Annotated in this window: 9 protein-coding genes; 5 read left to right on the top strand and 4 right to left on the bottom strand. The window is 66.4% G+C overall.

Going from position 1 to position 11,947, the window contains the following annotated elements; genetic code table 11:
* Both TX88_RS20935 and TX88_RS20930 read right to left on the bottom strand, forming a co-directional pair.
* A partial coding sequence (locus tag TX88_RS20935) for a hypothetical protein (RefSeq protein WP_162563192.1) occupies positions 1-1,089 on the bottom strand: 1,089 nt, incomplete at its 3' end.
* A gap of 521 nt (positions 1,090-1,610) precedes the next feature.
* Positions 1,611-2,846 carry a chloride channel protein gene (locus tag TX88_RS20930; protein WP_044519830.1) on the bottom strand — a complete coding sequence of 412 codons (1,236 nt, stop codon included), beginning with the start codon at positions 2,844-2,846 and terminating at the stop codon, positions 1,611-1,613.
* Between the two features lie 103 nt (positions 2,847-2,949).
* Here TX88_RS20930 and mshB point away from each other — a divergent pair, with 103 nt between their 5' ends.
* Together mshB and TX88_RS20920 are read left to right on the top strand one after the other, a co-directional pair.
* On the top strand, positions 2,950-3,807 hold the full coding sequence (gene mshB / locus TX88_RS20925; RefSeq protein ID WP_044519829.1) for an N-acetyl-1-D-myo-inositol-2-amino-2-deoxy-alpha-D-glucopyranoside deacetylase: 858 nt from the start codon (positions 2,950-2,952) through the stop codon (positions 3,805-3,807).
* 112 nt (positions 3,808-3,919) lie between these two features.
* The gene (locus TX88_RS20920; protein ID WP_044519828.1) at positions 3,920-4,342 is read left to right on the top strand and encodes a hypothetical protein; all 423 of its coding nucleotides are present in this window, start codon (positions 3,920-3,922) and stop codon (positions 4,340-4,342) included.
* Here TX88_RS20920 and TX88_RS32860 read toward each other — a convergent pair whose 3' ends face one another.
* Entirely contained in the window at positions 4,343-5,662 is a 1,320-nt protein-coding gene (locus TX88_RS32860; RefSeq protein WP_162563191.1) for a hypothetical protein, read from the bottom strand.
* 202 nt (positions 5,663-5,864) lie between these two features.
* Here TX88_RS32860 and TX88_RS20910 point away from each other — a divergent pair, with 202 nt between their 5' ends.
* Both TX88_RS20910 and TX88_RS20905 read left to right on the top strand, forming a co-directional pair.
* Positions 5,865-8,456: a bifunctional FO biosynthesis protein CofGH gene (locus tag TX88_RS20910; RefSeq protein ID WP_044519827.1), complete on the top strand. Its 2,592-nt coding sequence runs from the start codon at positions 5,865-5,867 to the stop codon at positions 8,454-8,456.
* 227 nt (positions 8,457-8,683) lie between these two features.
* Complete coding sequence (locus TX88_RS20905) at positions 8,684-9,232, top strand: YceI family protein (protein ID WP_044519826.1); 549 nt, start codon at positions 8,684-8,686, stop codon at positions 9,230-9,232.
* Between the two features lie 82 nt (positions 9,233-9,314).
* On the opposite strand, the gene TX88_RS20900 is transcribed toward TX88_RS20905, so the two are convergent.
* Positions 9,315-11,330, bottom strand: a complete 2,016-nt coding sequence (locus TX88_RS20900) for an NADPH-dependent 2,4-dienoyl-CoA reductase (protein WP_110918115.1) — start codon at positions 11,328-11,330, stop codon at positions 9,315-9,317.
* Positions 11,331-11,594: 264 nt separating this feature from the next.
* Between TX88_RS20900 and fdxA the strand changes: the two genes are divergently transcribed.
* Positions 11,595-11,918: a ferredoxin gene (fdxA, locus tag TX88_RS20895; protein WP_044519824.1), complete on the top strand. Its 324-nt coding sequence runs from the start codon at positions 11,595-11,597 to the stop codon at positions 11,916-11,918.
* Positions 11,919-11,947 lie beyond the last annotated feature (29 nt).

Genomic DNA, 11,947 nt, shown 5'->3' with positions numbered 1-11,947 from the left:
GTCGGTGGTCGGCGCGGCCGAAGTATCCGTCCCGGTGCCAGAGGCGTTGTCGGCCTCGGTGGCCGGAGCAGACTCCGTCTTCTCAACCGGCGTGGCCGCCGGCTTGAGCGCCGTGGTGACCGCCGTGGTGGCCGCGACGGCGGGGGCCGGTGCGGCCAGAGCCTTGGGCAGATCATCGATATCCGGGAAGGGGACCGGCTTGGGCGTGATCTGCTTGAGGGCGTTGGTGAACGAATCCGCGATGTAGTTACCCATGCTGATCGTCTGATCCACCTGGTATGCGACATCGGCTGCGAAGTCGGCAACGCTGTGCTGCAAGGCATTCACGAAGGTGCCCGGATCGCCCGAAGCGGCAGCCGCCAGCACGCTCTGAGTCCCGGCGATGACCTGCTTCACGAGGGGCAGGGGATAACCGGGGAGGTCGAATCCGATACCCACGGTTGCCGAGGCCACGGCGATCAAGACGCCGAGGGTGGACTCCGTCGCAGCGTCGAGAATCGGCTGAGGAACGCCGAGCACGTGACCGACAGCGTTGATCTGGGGGTTCACGGTTTCGAGCATGATGTTGATGATCGGCTGCACGCCCGGGCCCATGATCGCGTTGATGGCACCGTTGGGATCGCCGGCGGCAATCAGGGCGCCCGCGGCCTGCAGCGCATCGGGCAGTCCGGCGGCGAGTACACCGAGGTTCTCCACGAGTGCATTCATCGCCGAGGAGGTGGTCTCCCCGAGCGCGGCCAGGTTGGGCCCGATCTCCTGGGCGGTGATGACGCCGTGTGTCAGTGCCAGCGCAACAACCAGGACGGGATCAGTGTTTGCGAATACCTGGACGCCCGTGGCCACATTGGTGGCGAGCTGGCGCAGGACCGGAAGCGGATTGGTGGTCTGGCGTTCGATGAAGTTGTTGAACAACGTCTGCGTGGCGGCGATCGCCGGTTCGAAGACGGTCAGTGGGTTCTCGATGGCTGCCGTCAGCGCTACGGGCATGTGCACTTCTGGGGCGGGCGGAGCCATCGGGCTGACCGCGATCGCGCTGGCACCTACAAGTGCTACCCCCGCGGCCATGTACGACCGAGCAGCGAGTTGCATTGAATCTCCTTACGGGAGCGTAACTAAGGTCGGCGCAGAAGTTACCCCAAAGTAAGTTCGGTTGTCTGCAAATTTTCTAAGCATTTTTTCAGCTCGACTGACCCCGCTGATGGCTCCGCAAATGAACTTCGGGTATCTGGGTTATCACTGGTAGTGCGCATTTCCCGAGGTCGCGGTACATGGTTGCGATACCGAAAGTAGCGATATTCCGACTGGCTGTGCACCTGATGTAGCAAACATATGACAGGGGTGGCCAATCGATTGCCAGCGAAGCCGTCGGCGATAAGTGCGGTTAGGTTACCCAGCGGTAATGTCGGCGCGGCGCCTGGCGGAGAGTTAGCGCGGGCACAGTGGACATCATGGTGTGATCTGTAAAACAGACGCCGGTCGAATGCGGCGCCCGACACTAGTGAGACCGTCGGTCTCGGTACACGTACCAGTCTTTGCATTGGCAACGAAGTGGCAGGCTCGGTCAGTTCCAAGAACGACGGAATCCGTTGCCGGGTTTGCCCGCCGACGGGTCAGTCGACCGGCGCTTCGGTGCGGCGCTCGCGCAGCGCGTGCAGTCCGTACGCGGCCAGCGCAGCGGCCAGGAAGGGCAGCAAAACCCACAGCGGGGGCCGCGCCAACTCCCACACGAACAGCGCGGCCCAGATCGGTGCGCGCTGCGTCACCGCGAGTACTCCGGCCGCACAGGTCAATGACACGGCAGCGACGCTGACGGGGTGAAGACCAAGCGTGTTGATCGCCAGCGCCACGAGTGAACCGAGCGCGGCGCCGGTCGCCAGCGCGGGCGTCAGCATGCCGCCCACCGCGCCGGCGCGCAGAAAGACCGCGGTGAGGACGGGCTTCAGGAGCAGGATCACCGCCGCGGATCCGAGCGTCATCCCGCTGGCGAGGCTGACCGTCAGAATGCTCTTCCCGTTACCCGGAAGCTCCGGCCACCACAGCGAACCGAGACCGACGAGCAGGCCCGCCGCGGCAATGCCCGGGATGATCAGCCACGACGTGACCGGTGCCGTGGGCCGGGCCAGCGCCATGATCCGGTTGAAGGCCATGCCCACCACCAGAGCCAGTGGCGCCAGGACCAAAGCGAAACCGGTCAACAGGTAAGACAGGCTCGGGTCCGGCCAATCCAGCGGAGCCCGAACATGTGTCACCGGCGAGGCGACCGCCACCGCGAGCGCTGAGGTGATCAACGCGGCGCCGACAGCCCGCGGATGCCACGTGCGCAACATGATCCGGATCGCGAACAAGGCGCCGCCGATCGGCACGCTGTAGACCGCTCCGAGCCCGGCTCCCGCGGCGCAGGCGAGCAGGATCTCGCGGTCGTGGGGTGTCAGCGCCCACCGTGAGGTTCCGGCATCGCCGAGTACCGCGGCAACCTGGCGGGGTGCACCCTCGCGGCCCAGGGACGCGCCGGAACCCACCACCAGGACCTGCAGCGCCGCGTCGAGCGTCAGCGAAACCCGCGGGATGGGCCTGTGCTCGGCGATGGTCGAACCCAGCCCGGGGACTTCGTAGTGCCGACGCAGAATCCACCAGCCGAACCCGGCCAGCGCCCCGCCGATCATCGGCCCGACCGCGCGGCGCACCGGGCTGCTGCCGGTGACACCCTCGAGCAAGGAGCCGAACGAGTAGGCGTAGGTGAGGTGTTCGACGAAGTGCAGGAGAACCGTCGTCGCCATACCCGCCAGACCGGCCAGCAACCCGACGACGATGATGCTGCAGCCGAACTCGAGCTCGCGCCGGGTCACTCCGTGAATGTATGCGGGATACGCGGATTCGTCAGCGTTGTGGAAACGCTGGTGGAGCGGGTCTTACGGCGCGGCCGACGATGCACGGCTATCGTCGCTCACGATGCCCAGCGAAACGCCCCGCCTGCTGTTCGTCCACGCCCATCCGGACGACGAAACCCTCACCACGGGTGCCACGATCGCGCATTACGCCGCGCTCGGGGCCGACGTGCATGTGGTGACGTGCACCCTCGGCGAGGAGGGTGAGGTCATCGGTGACCGCTACGCGCAGTTGGCCGTCGACCACGCCGATCAACTCGGCGGATACCGGATCAGCGAGCTGACCAAGGCGCTGAGCGCGCTCGGCATCGGCGCACCGCAGTTCCTCGGCGGCCCCGGTCGGTGGCGCGACTCGGGCATGGAAGGTTCACCGGCGCGCAAGCAACAGCGCTTCATCGACGCCGACTTCGGCGAGGCGGTCGGCGAACTGGTGCAGATCATCGAGAACCTGCGACCGCACGTCGTCGTCACCTACGACCCCGATGGCGGGTACGGGCACCCCGATCACAAGCAGGCGCACCGCGTCACCACCGCGGCCGTCGCGGCCGCCGGCTGGGACGTCCCCAAGTTCTATTGGACGGTCATGGCGAGCACCGCGATGCGGGCCGGGCTCAAGGGTCTGCAGGACGTACCCGAGGACTGGATCCGGATCGACGTGGGGGATGTTCCGTTCGGGTACGCCGACGATCAGATCGATGCGGTCGTCGACGCCACCGCGCAGCTGCCCGCCAAGGTCGCCGCGATGCGCGCCCACGCCACCCAGGTCACCGTCGCCCCCGACGGAGGCGTGTTCGCGCTGTCCAACAACCTTGCCCTGCCGCTGTTGGGCGAGGAGCACTACGTGCTGGTGTCGGGCAACCCGGGGGAGCGGGATGCGCGTGGGTGGGAAACCGACCTGCTGCACGGACTGAATCTGCAATAGCCAAAACTGGACGCGGTAAGCTCCGGTGAATCAGAGGCGTCGAAGGGACATTCATGGACCCCGATCTGGATCCGAACCTGCAGCACTGGCAGGACCGCGCGGACAACTTCCAGTGGGTGGTGGGTTCGCTTGTCGGTCTGCTCGACAGCATCCCGACCTGACCCCGCCCTCAGACCTTGTGCTGGGTCGCGTCGTCCTGGCACTCCTCGCGGTTGACGGCGTCATCTCGGCCGTCGTAGGCGCATTGCTGCTGCCGTCATATGTTGGGTCGATCCCGTTTCCGGTGAGTGCGTTGGTGGCCGGAGCGGTCAACACCGCCCTCGTGTGGGCGGCCATGTACTGGACCGATTCCATGCGGATGGCTGCGCTGCCGTTGTGGACCTGGCTGGCCACCGTCGTGGCGATGACCTTCGGCGGCCCGGGCGGAGACATCATTTTCGCCGGCCGAGGCGTGATGGCCTACGGCTCGCTGATATTCATCGCCGCCGGCGCGTTACCACCGGCGGCGATGCTGCGACTGAGTTACCGCCGCTGACTACTTCTTGTCGTTGTCCGACTTGCTGTTGTCCTTGGACTGCTGGGAATCCTTGGACGACACGGTCTTTTCCTTCTTGACCTTGGGCTTCGGCGCCACGTTCTTGACGGCGTTCTTGACCGCCTCACGGGTGTCGTCCGCGGCTTTCTTCACACCCGCCGCCGATTTGTCGACAGCAGAGCGGATGCCCTGTTTGCTTGAGACGACGGCGCGGCCCGGTGCCTTGTCGGCCGCTTCTGTCGTGTCGACCGCGGTTGCGTCCTGAGCCTTCCGCAGCGACTGGCGCACCGACTTGGGGACGACGCTGACGTCGTCGCTCTGTGCGGTCGTGATCTCCTGCGGTTCGGCGTCGTTCGAGACGGTCTTGGTGGTCTCGTCCAGGCCGTTGGTGAGGTGCTCCGATGCTTCCTTGGTGGTCGCGATGGTGCCTTCGATGGCCTTTTCGGCTTTTTCGACCGTGCTTCCGACGAGCTCGGTGATCGGATTCTCTCCATCGGCCGCCGCCTGCGCCTTGAGCCGGTCGGTGAGGGCCGCGAGGCCGGTTCCCTCGGTCAGCGACTTGACCGCCGTGGCGAAGTCGTCGCGAGCCTTGGTGATCGCATCGGTCAGGTGGGTGAGCGGGTTCTGGACGGCGCCTTCGAGGGCTGCTGTCGGTGCGGCGAGCGTGCTGGCCAGGAACGGTCCCTGCAGCGGCGGACGCGGCGGCAGTGGGATCGGGGGCAACGGGATGAATGTGCCGACGACGTCGATGCCCAGCCAGGCGACGGCCAGGACGGCATCCACGCCGAAGTCGGCGAGGTTCTGGATGATGCCGCCGTCACCGCGCAACCAGTCGGTGAAGTTGAAGACGCCGCTGGCGACGAGGGATTGGCCGAAGTTGTAGGCGTCCATCAGCAGGCCGCCGGCCCATCCGCCGACCCAGGGAATCCATCCGAGTGCGTATGCGCCGACTTCGAATCCCCACTGCACCCAGGGCTCGACCGTCACATAGACCTGGTCGATGGTGTTGGCCAGGTTGGGTGCGATCGCGATCGCGGTGGGCGCAGCCGTGGCACCGGTCGTGACGGCACCCGACGGAGCGACCCCCAGTGCCGGGGCGGCACCTGTCTGGTCGGGCAGCTTCGGGGCCACCGCAGCCGTCATCCGGCTGGCCGCGGCGAGCAGGTCGACCATGGCCTGGGTCAGCTGCGGCTGGGTGGAGGTCGGGTGTGCGGGGACGGCGATATCAGCAGGAGCTGCTTGTACCGGGGTGAGGGCGATGGCTGTGGCTGTCGCCGCGGCGGCTCCCGCGACCAGATACGAACGAACACTTGTAGACATCACGACTCCTCCGGTATCCCCTTCCCGACGGGAACAACTTACGTGGTCGGTAGCCCGTTGGTCGCTTCTTTAAGTTGTGTGTCCACTAAGGGCCTCACACCGTGCTGACACGCTGGGTCTATCGTGGCCGGTATGCCGGGCGCATTGGTTTCAGAATGTGAGACGCGTGGATGATTGTGCACAACGACGGGGTTACACGGGAGTGGCTCTGAACCCCCAGCACGGCGCCGATCTGCCCACCCCGGCCGTCCCACCGAAATCCACGGTGCCCAGCGCGCCGACGACTTCGGCCGCCCTGCGGCGGGTATTGCGCCGGGCCCGCGACGGCGTGACCCTCAACGTCGACGAGGCCGCCATCGCGTTGACGGCCCGCGGCGAAGATCTGGCTGATCTGTGTGCCAGCGCCGCCCGGGTGCGTGACGCCGGGCTCGAATCGGCGGGCCGGCGTGGAGCGAATGACCGGCTGCCGGTCAGTTACTCGCGCAAGGTGTTCATTCCGGTGACACACCTGTGCCGCGACACCTGCCATTACTGCACTTTTGTCACCGTGCCCGGCAAGCTGCGCGCACAGGGCATGGGCATGTACATGGAGCCCGACGAAATTCTCGACGTCGCGCGCCGCGGTGCCGAGCTGGGTTGCAAGGAAGCGCTGTTCACCCTCGGTGACCGCCCCGAGGACCGCTGGGACGAGGCCCGGCAGTGGCTCGACGAGCGCGGCTACGACTCCACGTTGGACTACGTGCGGGCCATGGCCATCCGGGTGCTGGAGGAGACCGGCCTGCTGCCGCATCTGAATCCGGGCGTGATGAGCTGGTCGGAGCTGTCGCGACTGAAGCCCGTCGCACCGTCGATGGGCATGATGCTGGAGACCACGTCGCGGCGCTTGTTCGAGGTCAAGGGCGAGGCCCACTACGGCAGCCCGGACAAGGATCCCGCGGTGCGGTTGCGCACGCTGGACGACGCCGGCCGGTTGTCGATCCCGTTCACGACCGGCTTGCTGGTCGGTATCGGCGAGACGCTGACCGAGCGGGCCGAGACCATGCATGCGATCCGCAAGTCCCACAAGGAATTCGGACACGTTCAAGAAGTGATCGTGCAGAACTTCCGGGCCAAGGACCACACCGCGATGGCGTCGACCCCGGATGCGGGGATCGACGACTTCCTGGCGACAATCGCGGTGACGCGTCTGGTGCTGGGGCCGAAGATGCGTATCCAGGCTCCGCCCAATCTGGTCTCGCGGGACGAATGCCTGGCCCTCATCGGTGCCGGCGTCGACGACTGGGGCGGCGTCTCACCGCTGACCCCCGATCACGTCAACCCCGAGCGGCCCTGGCCGGCGCTGGAGGATCTGGCCGACGTGACCGCCGAGGCCGGCTACGACCTGGTCCAGCGGCTGACTGCCCAACCCCAGTACGTGCAGGCGGGTGCGGCCTGGATCGACCCGCGGGTGCGTGGGCATGTGGACGCGCTGGCCGATCCCGACACCGGGTTCGCGCTCGACGTCAACCCGGTCGGACGCCCATGGCAGGAACCCGACGAGGCGTCCGAATCGCTGGGCCGTATCGATCTGCACTCCGCGATCGACTCCGAGGGCCGGCTCACCGAGACCCGCAGCGACCTGGACAGTGCATTCGGCGACTGGGAGTCGATCCGCGCCAAGGTGCACGAGCTGGCGGCCCGCGCGCCCGAACGCATCGACACCGATGTGCTGGCCGCCTTGCGCTCCGCCGAACGCGATCCGGGCGGCTGCAGCGACGACGAGTATCTCGCGCTGGCCACCGCGGACGGTCCGGCGCTGGAAGCCGTTACCGCACTGGCGGATTCGTTGCGCCGCGATGTCGTCGGGGATGACGTCACGTTCGTGGTCAACCGCAATATCAACTTCACCAACATCTGCTACACCGGCTGCCGGTTCTGCGCGTTCGCGCAGCGCAAGGGCGACGCCGACGCGTACTCGCTATCCACCGACGAGGTGGCCGACCGCGCCTGGGAGGCCCATGTCGCCGGTGCCACCGAGGTCTGCATGCAGGGCGGCATCGACCCCGAGCTTCCGGTCACCGGGTACGCCGATCTGGTGCGGGCCGTCAAGGCGCGGGTTCCGTCGATGCACGTGCACGCGTTCAGCCCGATGGAGATCGCGAACGGCGTGACCCGCAGCGGGCTGTCCGTCCGGGAATGGCTGACCAGCCTGCGCGAGGCCGGTCTGGACACCATTCCGGGCACGGCCGCCGAGATCCTCGACGACGAGGTGCGCTGGGTGCTCACCAAGGGCAAGCTGCCGACGTCGGAATGGATCAACGTGGTGACCACCGCGCACGAGGTGGGCCTGCGCTCGTCGTCGACGATGATGTACGGCCACGTGGACACCCCCAAGCACTGGGTCGGGCACCTCAACGTGCTGCGCGGCATCCAGGACAAGACCGGCGGATTCACCGAATTCGTGCCGCTGCCGTTCGTGCACCAGTCCTCGCCGCTGTACCTGGCCGGGGGCGCGCGTCCCGGGCCGACGCACCGTGACAACCGGGCCGTACACGCGTTGGCCCGGATCATGTTGCACGGCCGGATCCCGTCGATTCAGACCAGCTGGGTCAAGCTCGGCATCGAGCGCACGCAGGTGATGCTGCGCGGCGGTGCCAACGATCTGGGCGGCACGTTGATGGAGGAGACCATCTCCCGGATGGCCGGCTCGGAGAACGGCTCGGCCAAGACCGTGGCCGAACTCGTGGCGATCGCCGAGGGCATCGGCCGCCCCGCCCGTCAGCGCACCACTGACTACTCGCCCCTGGCGGCATAAGAAGGCATAAGAAGTAGCCCCTCTGCCCTTCTGCACCAGAAGTAGCCCCTCTGCACCGCGAGCGACCGTGTCTGTACGCCGACACGCCGCATTTTGCGTACCTGAGCGGTCGCTCGCGGAGCTGTGACAGAGAAAAATTCTGAATTTCGGGAATTGAATCGGACCACAGTCCGGTTAGTGCTTGGTGAAGGTGCCGGACCGACCGGCTCTCGAACCAAGGAGACATCATGACCGTCGCAGTAGCCACCGACCTGACCGCAGGCACCTGGGCCATCGACCCGGTCCATTCGTCGATCAACTTTTCGGTCCGCCACCTGATGGTGAGCAAGGTCCGTGGCAGCTTCGAGACGTTCAGCGGCGCCGTCACCGTTGCCGAGGATGGCACCCCGTCGGTCAGCGCCACCATCGACGTCAACTCGATCAACACCCGCAACGAGCAGCGCGACGCCCACGTGCGCTCCGCAGACTTCTTCGACGCCGAGCACTACCCGACCGCCACCTTCGTCTCGACCGCCGTGCGCCCCGATGGCGACGACTACGTCGTCGACGGCGACTTCACGCTCAAGGGTGTGACCAAGCCGGTTTCGCTCAAGCTCGAGTACAACGGTGTGAACCCCGGCATGGGCCAGGGCGCTGTCGCCGGGTTCGAAGCCTCGGTGGTGTTGAACCGCAAGGACTTCGGCATCGACATCGACATGCCGCTGGAGACCGGCGGCACCGTCGTCGGCGACAAGATCACCGTCACCCTGGAGATCGAAGCCCTCAAGCAGGCCTGATGCCCGCACCGTGAGCGACCGCAAAATGCCGAGAAATACGGCGTGTCTCCGTACAGACGCGGTCGCTCGCGGTGCAGGTGGACTACAGGCGAGCGGCCAACTCGGTGCCCTGACGGATCGCCCGCTTCGCGTCGAGTTCGGCTGCCACAGCGGCGCCTCCGATGATGTGGGGCTCGATGCCGGCGCCGCGCAACGCATCCTCAAGATCGCGGACCGACTCCTGCCCGGCGCAGATCACCACGTTGTCGACGGGGAGCACCCGCCGATCGCGGTGTTCGGAGCCGAAGCTGATGTGCAGCCCCTCGTCATCGATGAGCTCGTAGTTCACCTCGGAAAGTTGATGTACCCCTTTGGCTTTCAGCGAGGCCCGGTGCACCCAGCCGCTGGTCTTGCCGAGGTTGCGGCCCTGTGCGCCCTTGGTGCGCTGCAGCAGGTACACCTCGCGGACGGCCGGGGCGGGCAGGGGAGTGGTGAGCGCTCCGCGCGTTTCCTGCGGATCGGCCGCGCCCCACTCCGCCTTCCATTCCTTGAGGTTGAGCGTCGGTGACTCGTCGGTCGTCAGGAATTCGCTGACATCGAAACCTATTCCGCCCGCGCCGATCACCGCCACCGACTTGCCCACAGGCGCGCCGGTGATGGCCTGCGCGTAGGTGAGGACCTTCGGATGGTCGATGCCGGGAATGGCGGGTAGCCGCGGAGTAACCCCGCTGGCCAGCACCACGTCGTCGAAACCGGCCAGGTCGTCGAGCCCGGCCCGGACCCCCAGCCGCACGTCGACCTCGAGCTTGTCCAGCATCGTGGTGTAGTACCGGATGGTCTGGTTGAACTCTTCCTTGCCGGGAATCCTTCTGGCCAGGTCGAATTGGCCGCCGATCGCCGACCCCGCCTCGAACAGCGTGACCCGGTGGCCGCGCTGGGCGGCACTGACCGCGGCGGACAGCCCGGCCGGTCCGGCGCCGACGACGGCCACCGACCGGGCCCGGCGCGTCGGGCTGAGCACCAGCGATGTCTCCCGGCCGGCCCGCGGGTTGAGCAGGCACGAGACCTTCTTGTGCACGAAGGCGTGATCGAGGCAGGCCTGATTGCAGGCGATGCAGGTGTTGATCTCGTCGACGCGCTCCTCGGCGGCCTTGAGCACCCAGTCCGGATCGCTGAGGAAGGGCCGGGCCATCGAGATCAACTGCACGTGGGTATCGGCCAGCGTCTGTTCGGCGGTCTGCGGCATGTTGATCCGGTTGGAGGCCACCACCGGGATCGAGATGTGCTCGGCCAGCGCGCTGCTGATGTCGACGAATGCGCTGTTGGGTACCGAGGTGACGATCGTGGGCACGCGTGCCTCGTGCCAGCCGAATCCCGAGTTGACGATCGTCGCTCCGGCTGCCTCGACTTCGGTTGCCAGCGCGACGATTTCGTCCCAGCTCTGGCCGTCCTCGACGTAATCCGCCATCGACATCCGGTAGCAGATGATGAAATCGGAGCCCACCGCCTCGCGCACGCGGCGCACGATCTCGACCGGGAAGCGGCGTCGTTTCTCCGGGGTGCCGCCCCACGCGTCGGTGCGCTTGTTGGTCCGCGGTGCCAGGAACTGGTTGAGCAGATAGCCCTCGCTGCCCATGATCTCGACACCGTCGTAACCGCCCTCGCGGGCCAGCAGTGCGCAGCGGACGAAGTCGTCGATGGTGCCTTGGACATCGCGCAGCGCGCGTGGCCGGAATGGGTTGATGGGGGCCTTGATCGCGGACGCGCTCACCGAAAGTGGATGGTAGGCATAGCGTCCGGCGTGCAGGATCTGCAGCAGGATCTTGCCGTCGGCCTCGTGTACGGCGCCGGTGATCCGGCGATGCCGCCGTGCCTCTGACGAGGACACGAGCTGTGAGGCGAAGGGCAGCAGCCAGCCGGTCTTGTTCGGTGCGTAGCCGCCGGTGATGATCAGCCCGACGCCGCCGCGGGCCCGCTCGGCGAAGTACTCGGCCAGCTTCGCGGTGTCGCCGGCGCGGTCCTCCAGACCGGTGTGCATCGAGCCCATCACCACCCGGTTGCGCAGCGTGGTGAACCCGAGGTCCAACGGTGACAAAAGGTTCGGATAGGCCAACCCCATGTCGGCAGAGTAGGTGGGACCGGCGGTCCTATGCAACTAGTTGTATGGCGTCGCCGAAGGGGCAAGTAATAGGCCATGGCGACTAGGCGAGGTGTATCTGCGACGTTTAGTATCAGTTACTACGCGCCACCCTTAAATGGGTGGTGCGTGAAGTTAGGGCACACTGAGACGAGCGTCCAAGTATGGGCAACGCATACTGTGACGTCGAACTCATCAGAGTCCCGACCACCGAGCCCAGCAGCCCACTGGACAGGAGAGACATCAGTGACGTACGTCATTGCCGAACCCTGCGTCGACGTCAAAGACAAGGCATGTATCGAGGAATGCCCTGTCGATTGCATCTACGAGGGTGCACGCATGCTGTACATCCACCCCGACGAGTGTGTGGACTGCGGCGCGTGCGAACCGGTCTGCCCGGTCGAGGCCATCTACTACGAAGATGACGTGCCGGACCAGTGGAGCAGCTACGCGCAGGCCAACGCTGACTTCTTCTCCGAACTGGGCTCACCCGGCGGCGCTTCCAAGGTCGGCGAGACCGACAACGATCCGCAGGTGATCAAGGATCTGCCGGCCAAGGCCGAGGACTGAGCACAGTCGACACCGGCTTCGAGACTGAC

The organism is Mycolicibacterium septicum DSM 44393 (genome assembly GCF_000455325.1).
Classification (GTDB): Bacteria; Actinomycetota; Actinomycetes; order Mycobacteriales; family Mycobacteriaceae; genus Mycobacterium; species Mycobacterium septicum.
Note: the sequence above shows the minus strand (reverse complement) of the source record. Positions and strands in the feature narration are given on the sequence as shown.

Excerpts from the sequence above, each read along its gene's own strand:
- mshB (WP_044519829.1), top strand. The coding sequence starts at position 2,950 with ATGCCCAGCGAAACGCCCCGCCTGCTGTTCGTCCACGCCCATCCGGAC.
- TX88_RS32860 (WP_162563191.1), bottom strand. The coding sequence starts at position 5,662 with ATGTCTACAAGTGTTCGTTCGTATCTGGTCGCGGGAGCCGCCGCGGCG.
- TX88_RS20900 (WP_110918115.1), bottom strand. The coding sequence starts at position 11,330 with ATGGGGTTGGCCTATCCGAACCTTTTGTCACCGTTGGACCTCGGGTTC.
- TX88_RS20905 (WP_044519826.1), top strand. The coding sequence starts at position 8,684 with ATGACCGTCGCAGTAGCCACCGACCTGACCGCAGGCACCTGGGCCATC.